This is a genomic window from Bradyrhizobium sp. i1.15.2 (genome assembly GCF_040548425.1).
GTDB classification, from domain to species: domain Bacteria; phylum Pseudomonadota; class Alphaproteobacteria; order Rhizobiales; family Xanthobacteraceae; genus Bradyrhizobium; species Bradyrhizobium canariense.
In genome coordinates this window covers 17,062-30,825 of sequence record NZ_JBEPRQ010000023.1, presented here as the reverse complement: position 1 = coordinate 30,825, position 13,764 = coordinate 17,062, and the positions used below count along the sequence as shown (strand labels likewise).

At 64.3% G+C, this 13,764-nt stretch carries 15 protein-coding genes; 2 read left to right on the top strand and 13 right to left on the bottom strand.

Annotated features, from left to right (window positions below; all coding sequences use genetic code 11):
• Positions 1–214: 214 nt before the first annotated feature.
• The 11 genes from parC to rpoZ all read right to left on the bottom strand — a co-directional run bounded on the left by parC (position 215) and on the right by rpoZ (position 11,043).
• Positions 215–2,473, bottom strand: a complete 2,259-nt coding sequence (gene parC, locus ABIB80_RS29830; protein WP_219684706.1) for a DNA topoisomerase IV subunit A — start codon at positions 2,471–2,473, stop codon at positions 215–217.
• A gap of 61 nt (positions 2,474–2,534) precedes the next feature.
• On the bottom strand, positions 2,535–2,819 hold the full coding sequence (locus ABIB80_RS29825; RefSeq protein WP_219684707.1) for a hypothetical protein: 285 nt from the start codon (positions 2,817–2,819) through the stop codon (positions 2,535–2,537).
• A gap of 99 nt (positions 2,820–2,918) precedes the next feature.
• Positions 2,919–3,671, bottom strand: a complete 753-nt coding sequence (gene recO, locus ABIB80_RS29820; RefSeq protein WP_007603400.1) for a DNA repair protein RecO — start codon at positions 3,669–3,671, stop codon at positions 2,919–2,921.
• Positions 3,672–3,762: 91 nt separating this feature from the next.
• Positions 3,763–4,143 (bottom strand): hypothetical protein, encoded by a 381-nt coding sequence (locus ABIB80_RS29815; protein ID WP_007603399.1) that lies wholly within the window; start codon positions 4,141–4,143, stop codon positions 3,763–3,765.
• 21 nt (positions 4,144–4,164) lie between these two features.
• Positions 4,165–5,091 (bottom strand): GTPase Era, encoded by a 927-nt coding sequence (gene era / locus ABIB80_RS29810; RefSeq protein WP_219684708.1) that lies wholly within the window; start codon positions 5,089–5,091, stop codon positions 4,165–4,167.
• A complete protein-coding gene (gene rnc, locus ABIB80_RS29805) occupies positions 5,081–5,932 on the bottom strand; it encodes a ribonuclease III (protein ID WP_007603396.1) in 852 nt (283 codons plus the stop codon). The genes era and rnc overlap by 11 nt, the downstream gene beginning before the upstream one ends.
• Positions 5,929–6,693, bottom strand: coding sequence for a signal peptidase I (gene lepB / locus ABIB80_RS29800; RefSeq protein WP_007603395.1), 765 nt, complete (start codon positions 6,691–6,693; stop codon positions 5,929–5,931). The genes rnc and lepB overlap by 4 nt, the downstream gene beginning before the upstream one ends.
• Before the next feature lie 248 nt (positions 6,694–6,941).
• Entirely contained in the window at positions 6,942–7,361 is a 420-nt protein-coding gene (gene acpS, locus ABIB80_RS29795; RefSeq protein ID WP_354128879.1) for a holo-ACP synthase, read from the bottom strand.
• Positions 7,358–8,110, bottom strand: a complete 753-nt coding sequence (locus tag ABIB80_RS29790; protein WP_354128878.1) for a pyridoxine 5'-phosphate synthase — start codon at positions 8,108–8,110, stop codon at positions 7,358–7,360. The genes acpS and ABIB80_RS29790 overlap by 4 nt, the downstream gene beginning before the upstream one ends.
• 45 nt (positions 8,111–8,155) lie before the next feature.
• Complete coding sequence (locus ABIB80_RS29785) at positions 8,156–10,441, bottom strand: RelA/SpoT family protein (RefSeq protein WP_219684710.1); 2,286 nt, start codon at positions 10,439–10,441, stop codon at positions 8,156–8,158.
• 209 nt (positions 10,442–10,650) lie between these two features.
• The gene (gene rpoZ, locus ABIB80_RS29780) at positions 10,651–11,043 is read right to left on the bottom strand and encodes a DNA-directed RNA polymerase subunit omega (protein WP_007603391.1); all 393 of its coding nucleotides are present in this window, start codon (positions 11,041–11,043) and stop codon (positions 10,651–10,653) included.
• Positions 11,044–11,372: 329 nt separating this feature from the next.
• On the opposite strand from rpoZ, the gene ABIB80_RS29775 reads away from it, so the two are divergent.
• Both ABIB80_RS29775 and ABIB80_RS29770 read left to right on the top strand, forming a co-directional pair.
• Complete coding sequence (locus ABIB80_RS29775) at positions 11,373–12,020, top strand: LabA-like NYN domain-containing protein (protein WP_007603390.1); 648 nt, start codon at positions 11,373–11,375, stop codon at positions 12,018–12,020.
• The gene (locus ABIB80_RS29770; RefSeq protein WP_219684711.1) at positions 12,001–12,675 is read left to right on the top strand and encodes a uracil-DNA glycosylase; all 675 of its coding nucleotides are present in this window, start codon (positions 12,001–12,003) and stop codon (positions 12,673–12,675) included. Before ABIB80_RS29775 ends, ABIB80_RS29770 begins: the two co-directional genes overlap by 20 nt.
• On the opposite strand, the gene ABIB80_RS29765 is transcribed toward ABIB80_RS29770, so the two are convergent.
• Complete coding sequence (locus ABIB80_RS29765) at positions 12,672–13,265, bottom strand: peroxiredoxin (RefSeq protein ID WP_354128877.1); 594 nt, start codon at positions 13,263–13,265, stop codon at positions 12,672–12,674. The two genes, ABIB80_RS29770 and ABIB80_RS29765, sit on opposite strands and share 4 nt — an antisense overlap.
• Before the next feature lie 4 nt (positions 13,266–13,269).
• The gene (gene smpB / locus ABIB80_RS29760; RefSeq protein WP_007603387.1) at positions 13,270–13,743 is read right to left on the bottom strand and encodes an SsrA-binding protein SmpB; all 474 of its coding nucleotides are present in this window, start codon (positions 13,741–13,743) and stop codon (positions 13,270–13,272) included.
• Positions 13,744–13,764: the final 21 nt, after the last annotated feature.

Sequence of the window (13,764 nt, the reverse complement as noted above, 5' to 3'; positions counted from 1 at the left end):
GGAAAAGGCAATGTTCGTGCCCATTCGATGGAAGCACTCATGCGTCCACGGCTATCTGCCGCGCGTTTGCGCGCTACACCCTGGCTGTCATCGCCCGGCTTGACCGGGCGATCCAGTATTCCAGAGAAAGCTATGGTTGAGCCGAGAGGTCGCTGCGTACTGGATGCCCCGCCTACGCGGGGCATGACACTGTCGTTCGGCGACGGCCTGCGCCCTACCCGATCACCCTGCCGAACTTGTTCGACTTCGGGAATCCCTTCGGCGGCAGGCGGCCGGCATCGGCGCGGGTGCCTTGCCACTCGGCGAGCTCCTTCATGGTCGCGGAGAATTCGCGGCCCGCGGAGTCCTTCCAGGTCAGCCCCGCCTTGGCGTCGAACACGACGACGTCCGAGAGGCCGCCGTCCTTGTATTTCTGCAAGCGAACGCCGCGGCCGCGGGCCATCTCCGGCACCTGGTCGAGCGGGAAGACCAGCATCTTGCGGTTCTCGCCGATGACCGCGACGGTGTCGCCGAGCACTTCGGTGACCGTGCGCGCCTCGTTCGGCATATCGACGTTGAGGACCTGCTTGCCCTTCTTGGTGGTGCCGACGCAGTCGTCCTCGTTGACGACGAAGCCCTGGCCCTCGTGGCTCGCGACCAGGAATTTGCGTCCGCCCTTGTTGACGAACAGCACGACGGGAGCGGCCTCCGGCTCCAGGTCGATGAACTGGCGGATCGGCTCGCCATGACCGCGACCGCCCGGCAGCTTTGCGACATCGAGCGAGTAGAATTTGCCGTTGGTGGCGAACAGCAGCAGCTTGGACGTGGTCTCGGCGAAGAAGGCAAAGCCGAGCTTGTCGTCCTGCTTGAAGGCAAGCCCCGAGAGATCCTCGACATGGCCCTTCAAGGTGCGGATCCAGCCCTTGTCCGAGACGACGACGGTCACCGGCTCGCGCTCGACCAAGGCCTCCTCGATGGCGGCGAGATCGTGCTCGGGCGCATCGGCAAAAGTGGTGCGGCGCTTGCCGAGCGGCGTCTTCGGCCCGAACATGTCGCGGACCTTGGCGACCTGCTCACTGACCTTCTTCCACTGCTCGGGCTCGGACGCCAGCAGTCCCTCGATCCCCTTCAGCTCCTTGCGCAGATCCTTGTCCTCGGTGCGGATCTCCATCTCCTCGAGCTTGCGCAGGCTGCGCAGCCGCATGTTGAGGATGGCTTCGGCCTGCACCTCGGTGAGCTTGAACGCCTTGATCAGCGCCGGCTTCGGCTCGTCCTCGTTGCGGATGATCCTGATCACCTCGTCGATGTTCAGATAGGCAATCAGCAAGCCGCCGAGAATCTCCAGCCGGCGCTCGATCTCGGCCTTGCGATGGTTGGTCCGGCGGATCAGCACGTCGCGCAGATGGTCGAGCCATTCGCGCAGGCACTCAGCGAGCCCCACCACCTTGGGGACGCGGCCCTTGATCAGCACGTTCAGGTTCAGCGGAATCTTGTTTTCGAGCTCGGTCAGCCGGAACAGCGATTCCATCATCAGCGCGGGATCGACGTTCTTCGACTTCGGCTCGATCACGATGCGGACGTCTTCGGCCGACTCGTCCCTGATGTCGCCGACCAGCGGCAGCTTCTTCTGGTCGAGCAGCTCGGCGATCTTCTCGATCAACCGCGACTTCTGCACCAGAAAGGGTATCTCGGTGACGACAACGACCCAGGTGCCACGCGCGCCCTCTTCCTGCTCCCATCGGGAGCGGACGCGGAACGAGCCGCGGCCGGTGGTGTAGGCTTCAGCGATCGCCTGCTTGGAATCGACGCAGATGCCGCCGGTCGGGAAATCCGGACCCTTGACCCATTTCAGCAGCGCTTTGGATTTCGCGTCCGGTTTCTCGATCAGATGCAGCGCGGCCTCGCAGAGCTCGGCGGCGTTGTGCGGCGGGATCGAGGTCGCCATGCCGACCGCGATACCCTGCGCACCGTTGGCGAGCAGGTTCGGGAAGCCGCCGGGCAGCACGATCGGCTCTTTCGACTGGCCATCGTAATTGGGACGGAATTCGACCCCGTCCTCATCGATGCCGTCGAGCAGAAGCCGCGCGACGTCGGTCATGCGCGCTTCGGTGTAGCGATAGGCGGCGGGATTATCGCCGTCGATATTGCCGAAATTGCCCTGGCCGTCGACCAGCGGGTAGCGCGAGGAGAAATCCTGAGCGAGACGCACCATGGCGTCGTAGATCGCCTGGTCGCCGTGCGGATGGAACGAGCCCATCACGTCGCCGACGATTTTGGCGGACTTCTTGAAAGCCGTGCCCGGATCGAGCCGGAGCAGGCGCATGCCATAGAGGATGCGCCTATGCACCGGCTTCAGGCCGTCGCGGGCATCGGGCAGTGCGCGGTGCATGATGGTGGAGAGCGCGTACGCAAGATAGCGCTCTTCCAGCGCCTCACGCAGCGGCACCTCGTGAATTTCGGCCGGTTCCTCCGGCGGAATCAATCGTTTTCCCATGCCGCCCGGTTAAACCGTGGAAGCGAATCGGGCAAGGATCGATTGGTTCCCTGTGGGCGGCCTACTGGCCGGCCCAGCCTGCGGTGAAGGTCTGGGTGGGTTGGGCGTTTTTGGCCTGCGTGGTGGCCGGGGTATTGGTCAGGCACCGCCGGGCCGTCTCGATCTCGGCCTCCGTCGCGCCCTTGGACCGGGCCCATGCCTCTGCTGCCACAGCAGAATATTTGGCCACATAGAATCTGACGACGGTACAGGAGGCACGGCGAAAGACGCCCGGCTGCTCACCCGCGAGAGCGTCCGGCGCCAGCGCGATCAGCGCTGCCGATATCACAAGTCCCTTGATCAGCATCAGGATATCCCCGGTTGGAACCCCGGGGGCAAGTCAGGGAAACCCGATTTCGTTCCACGGTGGGCCGACATATTGCGACAATGCAGAGCCGCGTTTGGCTCATGGCGCGGGAATCGCGGCCTTTGCCTGCTGCCGCGTCAACGCGCTGATGAAGCCTGCCCGCGCGTCGGAATGGCCTTGCCCGCGCGGCTCCAGCACGTGGCGCAACAGGAAAAGGCCGGTCAGTCGAAAGCCGTCCTGAAGATCCTCGTCGGTGAGGTCGCCCTGCACCTCGCCCTGGCGCAGGAACGGCGGCAGCCGCAATAGCCGGTCGCGCCACGGTTCGCCCGCCCCGCGCGACACCGCGCCGCCGGATTTGGGCGAGACGTAGATCAGGTCGGTGGTCTCTCCGGTTACGGCGCAGTTTTCCAGCGCCAGCCCGAAGCCGAGCTCGGTGAGCATTGCCAGTTCGAAATGGATCACGTGTACGGCGGCGCTGCCGATGTCGTCGAAATCGTCCAGCGAATGTTCGAGCAGCGCCAGGAGGTTTTCGTGCGGATCGCGCTCCGGCAGCAACCGTGCGATCGAAGCGAGGTGGGTGATGCCGTAGACTCCGTGGGATGATCCCAGCAGCGTCGCCGCCCGCAGCTTGAGGCCCTCGATGGCATAGGTGCCGAGATGCTCGTCGAGCCGCGCCCGCCACACCACGCTGAGGCTGTTGCCGGGCTGCAGCAGCGGCCGCATCCGCGAGCCGGCGCCGCCGCGGACGAGACCGAGATGGCGGCCGTGCGCACGGGTCAGCAGCTCGACGATGGCGCTGCTCTCGCCATGCCGCCGCACCCCCAGCACGATGCCTTCGTCGGTCCATTCCATCGGTGAAGTCTAGCGGATTCCGGTCTTCAATCGTAGGGCGGATTGGCGGGAGGCCGGAAAGTGAAGCGCCGCCAATCCACCCGACGCGGCCTCACGCGTTGAACCAGCCCTGCGCGTCGCCGCGGAACGAGAAATACAATCCCATCGCCGTCAGCACGCAGGAGACGATCTCGATGGCGCTGTCGAGTTCCATGCCCTTCTCGCCGATGATCTGGCCGAGCGAGATCACCGACAGTACGAGTGCTGCCGCCAGCACCCAGCGCGGCCAGTTCTTGCGCCCGCGCGCGGCCAGCCGGACGAAATAAACCAGCAGCAGGATCATGCCGCCGGCAAGGAGCGACGACGTCATGATCATCTGTTCGGTCATCTCGGCAGTCGGCGTGCGGTCCTGCACCGCCACCGACAAGGCATCCAACATCAACGATGCATAGAGCAACGCTTCGAAGCGCCGTACGTTGCTGGGTACGCTCATCGCCGACCGATCTTTTCTTGGTTATTCTTTGGGAAATTCCAGGCCCATCTCGCGGTAGCGATCGGGATCGTCGCTCCAGTTCTCGCGCACCTTGACGAACAGGAACAGGTGCACCGGCACGCCCAGGATCTCGCCGATCTCCTTGCGCGAGTCCGCGCCGATCGACTTGATGGTGGCGCCGCCCGCGCCGAGCACGATCTTGCGCTGGCTTTCGCGCTCGACGAAGATCGTCTGCTCGATGCGCACCGACTTGTCCTTGCGCTCCTCCCACTTGTCGGTCTCGACGGTGGACTGGTAGGGCAATTCCTGGTGCAGCTTGCGAAAGATCTTCTCGCGGGTGATCTCGGCCGCAAGCTGCCGCATCGGCGCGTCCGACATCTGGTCTTCGGGATAGAGGAACGGCCCCGGCGGCACGATCTCGGCCAGTGTATGCCTGAGGTCGTCGACACCGTCGCCGGAGATCGCCGCGATCATAAACGTCTGTGCGAAGGCCATGCGCTCGTTGGCGGCCTGCGCCAGCGCCAGCAGCTTCTCGCGCTGGACCAGGTCGACCTTGTTGATGACCAAAATCTTCTCGTGTTTGACGCTGGCGACCTTGGTGAGGATCGCCTCGGCTTCCTCGTCGATGCCGGCCTTGGCATCCAGCAGCACGCACACGAGGTCGGCGTCATGCGCGCCGCTCCAGGCGGTCGAGACCATGGCGCGGTCGAGCCGGCGCTTGGGCAGGAAGATGCCGGGCGTATCGACCAGGATGATCTGCGAATTGTTCTCGATCACGATGCCGCGGATCAGCGCGCGCGTGGTCTGCACCTTGCGCGAGACGATCGTGACCTTGGCCCCGACCAGCGCATTGACCAGCGTGGATTTGCCGACGTTCGGCGCGCCGATCAGCGCGACGAAGCCGCAGCGCGTCGCGGTGGGTGCCTCGCCGCTTGCTTCAACCGTCATTGCCGCCGCCAACGCCTTCACGTTCGATCATCACTGAAGCTGCCACTTTCTCTGCCGCGCGCTTGCTGCCGCCGATGCCTTCCGCCGGAGCGAGTCCCGGCAGGTCGACCGCGACGCGGAATTGCGGATCATGATGCGGGCCGGTGCGCTCGACCTCGCGATAAACAGGCGTCGGCAATCCCTTGCCCTGCGCCCATTCCTGGAGAACGGTCTTGGGATCGCGCAACGGACGCCGCGGCTTGTGCATGCGCTCGGTCCAGTTGCGCTTGACGAAATCGGCCGCCGCCGCGTAGCCGCCGTCGAGGAAGACGGCGCCGATCACGGCCTCGCAGATGTCGCCGAGCACGCTCTTGCGCAGGCGCGCGTCGGCGCTGGAGCCGACCGAGCCGAGCTTGATGTCGTCCAGCAGACCGAGCGACTTGGCGACATCGGCGCAGCTCTCCTTGCGCACCAGTTCGGCAAGTCGCTTGGACATCTCGCCTTCGTCAGCGTTCGGGAAGGCGTGATAGAGCATGTCGGAGACGACGAGCCCGAGCACGTGGTCGCCGAGGAATTCCAGGCGCTGATAGCTGTCGCCGCGCTTGCGCCCGGACTTCAACGCGGAGACATGCGTGATGCCTTGCATCAAAAGGTTCGGATCGGCAAAGCTGTAGCCGATGCGTGCCTCGAGCCCCGCGTTCGCATCCGAGCCCCTGGCCTTGCTGCTCCGCACCCGCTTCTTCTTTGCGGGCGTCTTGTTTTCAGGCGTCTTGCCCTCAAGGCTCTTGGTCGCAGCTTCGCCGTCGGGGCCCGCTTGCGCCTCGGTCGGCAGGGTCGCGATGTCCTTGGCTTCGTCTTTCATCGGACGATTTTGAAGAAGCGATTCCAGCGCACCGCCCACGGCCAGCGCCAGAACATCCATGCATGCTCGCCTTCGGCGATCGAGAAGAAGATCATCTGGGCGCGCCCGATCAAATTCTCCTGCGGCACGTAGCCGACCTGGCCGAGAAAGCGGCTGTCGGTGGAGTTGTCGCGGTTGTCGCCCATCATGAAGAAGTGGCCGGTCGGCACGGTGTAGACGTTGGTGTTGTCGACGTAGCCGTTGTCGGCGCAGTCCAGCGTCTCGTAGGACACGCCGTTCGGCAGCGTTTCCTTCCAGCGCTTCACCCGGGAGACGCCGCTGCCTTCGGCGCCGCAGGGATCCTCGCCGACAAATTCGCTCATGCGCTGCCGTTCGACCGGCGTGTCGTTGATGTAGAGCAGCCCGTCCCGCATCTGGATGCGGTCGCCGGGCAGGCCGATCACGCGCTTGATGTAGTCGGTGGAATCGTCCTTCGGCAGGCGGAATACGACGATGTCGCCGCGGTTCGGGTCCGAGCCCCAGATCCGCCCCGAGAACAGCGGCGGTGAGAACGGGATCGAATAGTGGCTGTAGCCGTAGGAATATTTCGAGACGAACAGATAGTCGCCGACCAGCAGCGTCGCCTTCATCGAGCCGGATGGGATGTTGAACGGCTGAAACAGGAAGGTGCGGATCACCAGCGCGATCAGGAGAGCGTGGATCACGACCCGGATCGTTTCGCCGACGCCGCTCTCAGTTTTCGTTCCTGAAGTCACGCTCATTGCTCTCTCAATTCCGGCGGGCGGTCACAGCGCGCCCTCCTCCCGCGAACAGCCCATCGCTCGCGGCCCAAGGAGATTGTCCTGATTCTGATAATGAGGGCCAATTCCGGCGTAAAGCCGAATTCGCCCAGCCTGATTTGCGTCCGCGGACTTTTAGACGGTTGTCGGAGGCCACGCAATCAAGGATCGCATCAAAACTGCATAAGCATTTGATTTTGAATGCGAATTATAAAATGATCGGTGCCCAATCAGGGTTTGGCCAGCGGCACGGCGGAAATAATGACGAAGGCCTGTGCCAACGGCCAGTCATCGGTGATCGACAGGTCGATCTGCGCCGTGAACCCCTCCGGCGTCAGGGCCTGGAGCCGGGCCAGCGCCCCGCCCGTCAATTGCATGGTTGGCCGCCCTCCCGGCAGGTTGACCACCCCCATGTCGCGCCACCAGACGCCGCGCCTGATGCCGGTGCCGAGCGCCTTGGAACAGGCCTCCTTGGCGGCGAAGCGTTTGGCGTAGGTTGCCACCACCATCTTCTCGTTCTTGGCGCGCCGTTCCGCCTTGGCCCGCTCGGCCGCGGTGAAGATGCGGTCGAGGAAGCGCTCGCCATGGCGGTCGATCACCTTGCCGACACGGGTGATGTCGATCAGATCGGAGCCGATGCCGATGATCATGCCCGGCTCCGGCCGCGGTCCATCGCCGCGCGCATGCTGCGCACCGTCTCGGCGAGACCGACGAACAGGGCTTCGCCGATCATGTAGTAGCCGATGTTGAGCTCCATGATCTCAGGCAAGCCGGCGATCGTCTCCGCCGTCGCGTAGTCCAGCCCGTGTCCGGCGTGAACCTCCAGCCCCGCTCCCCTCGCCAGCTTCGCTCCCGCCACGATCCGCCGCCATTCGGCCTCGGCCCTATCAGTGTGGCCGTCGACGACGGCGTCGCACCAGGCGCCGGTGTGGATCTCGATCACGGGCGCGCGCAGTTGCGCCGCCATCTCGATCTGGGCGGGATCGGCCGCGATGAACAGCGACACCCGGATGCCGGCATCGTTCAGCCGCGCGATATAGGGCGCCAGCGCATTGTGCTGGCCGACGACGTCGAGCCCGCCTTCGGTCGTCACCTCCTGGCGCCGCTCCGGCACGAGGCACACCGCGTGCGGCCTAGTGGCGAGCGAAATGCGCATCATGTCGTCGGTCGCCGCCATCTCGAAATTGAGCGGCTTGGAGATCTCGGCTTTCAGCCGCGCCATGTCCTCGTCGCGGATGTGCCGGCGATCCTCGCGCAAATGGGCGGTGATGCCGTCGGCACCGGCCTCGATCGCCAGCAGCGCCGCGCGCACCGGATCGGGATTGCGGCCGCCGCGCGCGTTACGCAGGGTCGCGACATGATCGACATTGACGCCGAGGCGGAGCGGAGGTGCAGGCATTTCGGGACTCACGGAATCATAGGAATAGACCAGGACGGAAGGCGTCTATCCATTAACACGTTCGGCGCGGGCGACGACCGCCTTCGCGCGCAGCTGGGCCAGGATCGCGCTCAAATGCTTGAGATCGTAGACTTCGAGATCGATCGTCGTCTCCGTGAAATCCGGTGAGCGGCGCTGCATGCTGATGTTGTCGATGTTGCCGTCGTGCTCGGCGATCACGGTCGCGATCTGCGCCAGCGCGCCGGGCTCGTTGACATTCTCGACCTTGATACGGGCCGGAAAGCGCTGCGGCGCGGAGTCCTCGATGTCCCAGCGCACGTCGAGCCAACGCTCCGGCTCTTCCTCGAAATCCTTCAGGGCCGGCGCCTGGATCGGGTAGATGGTGATGCCCTCGCCCGGCGTGACGATGCCGACGATGCGGTCACCGGGCACTGCGCCGCCGTTCGGCGCGAACTTCACCGGCAGGTCGGAATTGATGCCGCGGATCGGGATCGCGACCGGGCTGCGCGGCGGTTCGGACGACTTCTCCTTGAGCTTGCCGGCAAGCCCCTTCTTGACGCCGTAGCGCGCGATGCGCTCCTCCTTGTAGTCGGGATACATCGCACGCGCGACGTGGGAGGCCTTGATCTCGCCGCGTCCCACAGCCGCCATGACGTCCTCGATCGAGGTTCGTGCCAGTCGCGGCAGCGCGCCCTTGAGCTTGTCGTCGGCGTATTCGATCTTGGCGCGCTCGAACAGGCGCTCGACGATGCGCCGGCCGAGACCGACATATTGATCGCGCACCGCAGTCCTGGTGGCGCGGCGGATCGCAGCGCGTGCCTTGCCGGTGACCGCGAGCGTTTCCCAGGCCGACGGCGGCGCCGCTTGCGCTTCCGAGGTCAGCACCTCGACCTCGTCGCCGTTCTGGAGCTCCGAGGACAGCGGCGCAAACTGGCCGTTGATCTTGCAGCCTACTGCGCTGTTGCCGACGTCGGTGTGTACGGCATAAGCGAAGTCGATCACGTTGGCATGGCGCGGCAGCGCGATCAGCTTGCCCTTCGGGGTGAAGCAGAACACCTGGTCGTGGAACAGCTCGAGCTTGGTGTGCTCGAGGAATTCCTCGGGGTTGGCGCTCTCCGAGAGAATGCCGATGGTGTGGCGCAACCAGGCGAACGCATTGGACTCGCGCTTGAGGAATTCGGTCGGCGAGCCCACGCCTTCCTTGTAGAACACGTGCGCGGCGATACCGCGCTCGGCGATTTGGTCCATCGCCTCGGTGCGGATCTGCAACTCGACGCGCTGGTTGCCGGGGCCGATCACGGTGGTGTGGATCGAGCGGTAGTCGTTCTGCTTCGGCGTCGAGATGTAGTCCTTGAACCGGCCGGGCACGACCGGCCAGTTGGTGTGGACGATGCCGAGCGCGCGGTAGCAGGCCTCGATGTCGTTGACGACGACGCGGAAACCGAAGATGTCGGACAATTGCTCGAAGCCGACCGACTTGCGCTCCATCTTGGTCCAGATCGAGAATGGCTTCTTCCGGCGGCCATAGACCCGCGCCCCCAGGCCCCGGTGGCGCAGATTGTTGGAGAGCTGGTCCTCGATTTCGCCGATCAGATTGCGGTTGCGCTCGGCCAGCGCATCGAGCCGCTGCATCACCACCGAATAGGCTTCCGGGTCGAGGGTCCGGAACGACAGGTCCTCCAGCTCCTCGCGCATCTCCTGCATGCCCATGCGTCCGGCCAGCGGCGCATAGATGTCGAGCGTCTCCTCGGCAATGCGCCGTCGCGATTCCGTCGGCACGAAGTCCAGCGTGCGCATGTTGTGCAGGCGATCGGCGAGCTTCACCAGGAGCACGCGGACATCGTCGGCAATGGCCAGCAACAATTTGCGCAGATTCTCGGCCTGCTTGGCCTCCCGCGATACCAGTTCCAGCCGCTTCAGCTTGGTCAGGCCCTCGACCAGCGCGCCGATCTCGGGCCCGAAGATCTGGTCGATCTCGGCCCGCGTCGCTTCGGTGTCCTCGATCGTGTCGTGGAGCAGCGCAGCCACGATGGTGGCGTCGTCGAGCTTCAGGTCGGTGAGAATCGCCGCCACTTCGAGCGGATGGGAGAAGTACGGGTCGCCCGAGGCGCGGGTCTGCGAGCCATGCGCCTTCATGGCGTAAACATAGGCGCGGTTCAGCAGATCTTCGTCGGTGTTGGGATTGTAGGACCTGACGCGCTCGACGAGGTCATATTGACGCATCATGCGTGCGCGAGGCTTCGCCGGGCGCGCCACCGGCGCAGTCGGGGCCACAGCAACCGATTCGGTTGCGGCCTGCATCTGCGTTGGTGTGCGGCGTCGATATACCATGCCGTCCTGCCTTCAAACGGACCACGACAGAGCCCGTTGTATACATCTTAGCTCCGATCGCGCGCGTGTCCGATCAATTCAGTGACAGGGACAGGCGCTAACCGACGACGCTATGGTAACCACGAAAACGCAAACAAAAGCAAAGGCCCGAACAACGGTTCGGGCCTTTGATCAGATCACAAAGAAGTCGATGAGCGCGACGGGACGATTTACTCGTCCTCCTCGGGCTGCTCCTCGGGCGGTGCGAGGCCTTCGAGACCCTTCAGGAGCTCTTCTTCCGTCATGCGCTCAACCGCGACTTCGGTATCGTCTGCATCCACGCTTGCACCGGCGGAACCGATCAGCGGCACAGTGTCCGGCTCGGGCTCGTCGACCTCGACGAACTTCTGCAGCGAGTGCACCAGCTCCTCGCGGAGGTCCTCCGGCGAAATGGTGGTCTCAGCAATTTCGCGCAAAGACACAACAGGGTTCTTGTCGTTATCGCGGTCAACCGTTAGTTGTGAACCAGACGAAATCATGCGGGCACGGTGGGCGGCCAGCAGGACCAGGTCAAACCGGTTGTCGACCTTGTCGATACAATCTTCTACGGTGACGCGAGCCATCGACTGTCGCTCCGTTGTGGGTGGGACGAAATATGTGGATGAATGCCGGTAGTTATAGGTGCCGGGAGGGTTTCGCAAGGCCAATTTGTGATTTGGCCTCGCCAAACGGCTCTGCTACCCCCACATTGGGGCTGGGATGGGTGGTTTCCCGGGCTGCCGGCGACGGCGGCGCCGGGAGTGTGCGAGTTGGCCATAACTATACCTTGATTGCACCGACTTCTCCGGATTTGCGGTTTCGACGGGTTTCGGCGGGACTTTAGAAGTGCGCGGCTTGCTGTCGCCGCGCCAACAAAAAACGATCAATCACGAACTCTACGCGAGCAAACTGAATGTCACCTTCCTCTACCGACAAGATCGCGCTCTTCATCGATGGAGCCAATCTCTACGCGACGGCGAAAACTCTGGGCTTCGACATCGATTACAAGCGCCTGCTGAAGGAGTTTCAGAGCCGCGGGACGCTGCTTAGGGCGTTCTACTACACCGCGATCATCGAGGATCAGGAGTACTCCTCGATCCGGCCGCTGATCGACTGGCTCGACTACAACGGCTACACGGTCGTCACCAAGGCGACCAAGGAGTTCATCGACGCCTCCGGCCGCCGCAAGGTCAAGGGCAACATGGACATCGAGCTCGCCGTGAACGCCATGGAGCTCGCCGAGCACATCGACCAGATGGTGCTGTTCTCGGGCGACGGCGACTTCCGCTCCCTGGTCGAGGCCGTTCAGCGCCGCGGCGTGCGGGTCACCGTGATTTCCACGATCGCCAGCCAGCCGCCGATGATCGCCGACGAGCTGCGCCGCCAGGCCGACGTCTTCACCGACCTCGTCGAGCTGCAGTCCAAGCTCGGCCGCGACCCGTCCGAACGCCCCGCCCCGCGTGACCGCGGCGACCGCGAGGCGCGCCACCACGCTCCGCAGTTCCTCCAGCGCGCAACCACGATGGCGCCGGCGAGGGGCGATGACGACTTCGAGGAGTGAGGCGGCCCGGTCAAGCCGCCAGCCTCTCAGCCTCGTCCCCGACCGTGACTGTCCGCTCTGTCCGCGCCTGGTCGCCTTTCGCGAGGCGAACCGCGCGCGCGAGCCATTGTGGCACAATGCACCGGTTGCGCCTTTCGGCGACATCAAGGCGCGCCTGCTGATCGTCGGCCTTGCGCCGGGGATGCAGGGCGCCAACCGCACCGGCCGTCCCTTCACCGGCGATTATGCCGGCGACCTGCTCTACGCCACGCTGCTCGAATACGGCTTCGCCAAGGGCCAATATCAGGCGCGTCCCGACGACGGCCTGAAGCTGGTCGACTGTCGGATCGCCAATGCGGTGCATTGCGTGCCGCCGCAGAACAAGCCGCTGCCGGTCGAGATCAACACCTGCCGGCAGTTCCTCGCGGCTAATCTCGCAACGATGCCGAACCTGCGCGCGATCGTCGCCCTCGGGCGTATTGCGCATGACACCGTGCTCAAGCCGCTGAACCTGAAGGGATCGCAAGCCCCCTTCGGCCACGGCGCCGTGCATCAGGCTAGCGCATTCAGGCTCTACGACAGCTATCACTGCTCCCGCTACAATACGAACACCCGCGTGCTGACGCCGGACATGTTCCGCTCCGTGTTCGCGAAGGTGAAGGCCGACCTCGACTAATCCTTCGACAAGCCCTTGGCTGGATTGGCCTTCAGCCAGTCCAGGACATCGCCGGCGTTCCGGTCGGGCGGAAACACCGGATAGAACACATGCGTGATCTTGGCGTCGTCGACGATCAGCGCAAGGCGCTTGATCAGCGTCAGGCCCGCGACCTCCATGGTCGGCAAATTCAGGGCGCGCGTAAGCGCCAGCTTGTCGTCCGAGAGCACCGGGAACGGCAGATGCAGCCGCGAGGCCATCTCGGTCTGGTACGCGTTGCTCTGGGTCGAGAGGCCGAACACCTGCGCGGCGCCGGCGGCCTTCAGCTCGGCGAACAGATCGCGAAACGCGCAGGTCTGCGGCGTGCAGCCGCGCGCGCCCGGGATCATGTCCCAATCGTCGACCAGCGCGATCTTGCCGGGCTCGCCGGTGCGCGGATAGGCGAACACCACGGTCCGGCCACGCAGTGCCGACAGCGCGACTGACGTGTCGTCGGTGGCGAGCAGGCTGACCGGCGGCAGCGTCATGCCTTTCAGGTGCGCGGCGCTCCCGTCATCCGCGGGTGCGGGAATCCGGGTCCAATCGACCTCGAGCAGGTTTCTCTGAGTCATCCCGCTATCCCCTCGCCCGCATCAGGCGGCCCTTCTCCCGGCTCCAGTCGCGCTTCTTCTCGGACTCGCGCTTGTCGTGCAGCTTCTTACCCTTTGCAACCGCGAGCTGTAATTTGGCGCGACCCCGCTCGTTGAAGTAAAGCTTGAGCGGGATCAGCGTCATGCCTTCGCGGTCGACCGCGCCCATCAACTTGTTGATCTGCTTGCGATGCAGCAGCAGTTTTCGCGGCCGCTTGGGCTCGTGATTGAAGCGGTTGCCCTGGAGATATTCCGGAATGGTGGCGTTGATCAGCCAGATCTCGCCGTCCTTGGAATCGGCGTAGGATTCCGCGATCGTGCTCTTGCCGTTGCGGATCGACTTGACCTCGGTGCCGGTCAACGCAATGCCGACCTCGATCGTATCCTCGATCGCATAGTTGAAGCGGGCCTTGCGGTTTTCCGCCATGACCTTGATCGGACGTTCGTTCTTGTCGGCCATGGAAGACAAACCTGATCGAGA

What these genes read in the sequence shown, in the direction of transcription:
- parC (WP_219684706.1), bottom strand. Translation starts at nt 2,473, where the DNA reads ATGGGAAAACGATTGATTCCGCCGGAGGAACCGGCCGAAATTCACGAG.
- ABIB80_RS29825 (WP_219684707.1), bottom strand. Translation starts at nt 2,819, where the DNA reads ATGCTGATCAAGGGACTTGTGATATCGGCAGCGCTGATCGCGCTGGCG.
- recO (WP_007603400.1), bottom strand. Translation starts at nt 3,671, where the DNA reads ATGGAATGGACCGACGAAGGCATCGTGCTGGGGGTGCGGCGGCATGGC.
- ABIB80_RS29815 (WP_007603399.1), bottom strand. Translation starts at nt 4,143, where the DNA reads ATGAGCGTACCCAGCAACGTACGGCGCTTCGAAGCGTTGCTCTATGCA.
- era (WP_219684708.1), bottom strand. Translation starts at nt 5,091, where the DNA reads ATGACGGTTGAAGCAAGCGGCGAGGCACCCACCGCGACGCGCTGCGGC.
- rnc (WP_007603396.1), bottom strand. Translation starts at nt 5,932, where the DNA reads ATGAAAGACGAAGCCAAGGACATCGCGACCCTGCCGACCGAGGCGCAA.
- lepB (WP_007603395.1), bottom strand. Translation starts at nt 6,693, where the DNA reads ATGAGCGTGACTTCAGGAACGAAAACTGAGAGCGGCGTCGGCGAAACG.
- acpS (WP_354128879.1), bottom strand. Translation starts at nt 7,361, where the DNA reads ATGATCATCGGCATCGGCTCCGATCTGATCGACATCACCCGTGTCGGC.
- ABIB80_RS29790 (WP_354128878.1), bottom strand. Translation starts at nt 8,110, where the DNA reads ATGCCTGCACCTCCGCTCCGCCTCGGCGTCAATGTCGATCATGTCGCG.
- ABIB80_RS29785 (WP_219684710.1), bottom strand. Translation starts at nt 10,441, where the DNA reads ATGGTATATCGACGCCGCACACCAACGCAGATGCAGGCCGCAACCGAA.
- rpoZ (WP_007603391.1), bottom strand. Translation starts at nt 11,043, where the DNA reads ATGGCTCGCGTCACCGTAGAAGATTGTATCGACAAGGTCGACAACCGG.
- ABIB80_RS29775 (WP_007603390.1), top strand. Translation starts at nt 11,373, where the DNA reads ATGTCACCTTCCTCTACCGACAAGATCGCGCTCTTCATCGATGGAGCC.
- ABIB80_RS29770 (WP_219684711.1), top strand. Translation starts at nt 12,001, where the DNA reads ATGACGACTTCGAGGAGTGAGGCGGCCCGGTCAAGCCGCCAGCCTCTC.
- ABIB80_RS29765 (WP_354128877.1), bottom strand. Translation starts at nt 13,265, where the DNA reads ATGACTCAGAGAAACCTGCTCGAGGTCGATTGGACCCGGATTCCCGCA.
- smpB (WP_007603387.1), bottom strand. Translation starts at nt 13,743, where the DNA reads ATGGCCGACAAGAACGAACGTCCGATCAAGGTCATGGCGGAAAACCGC.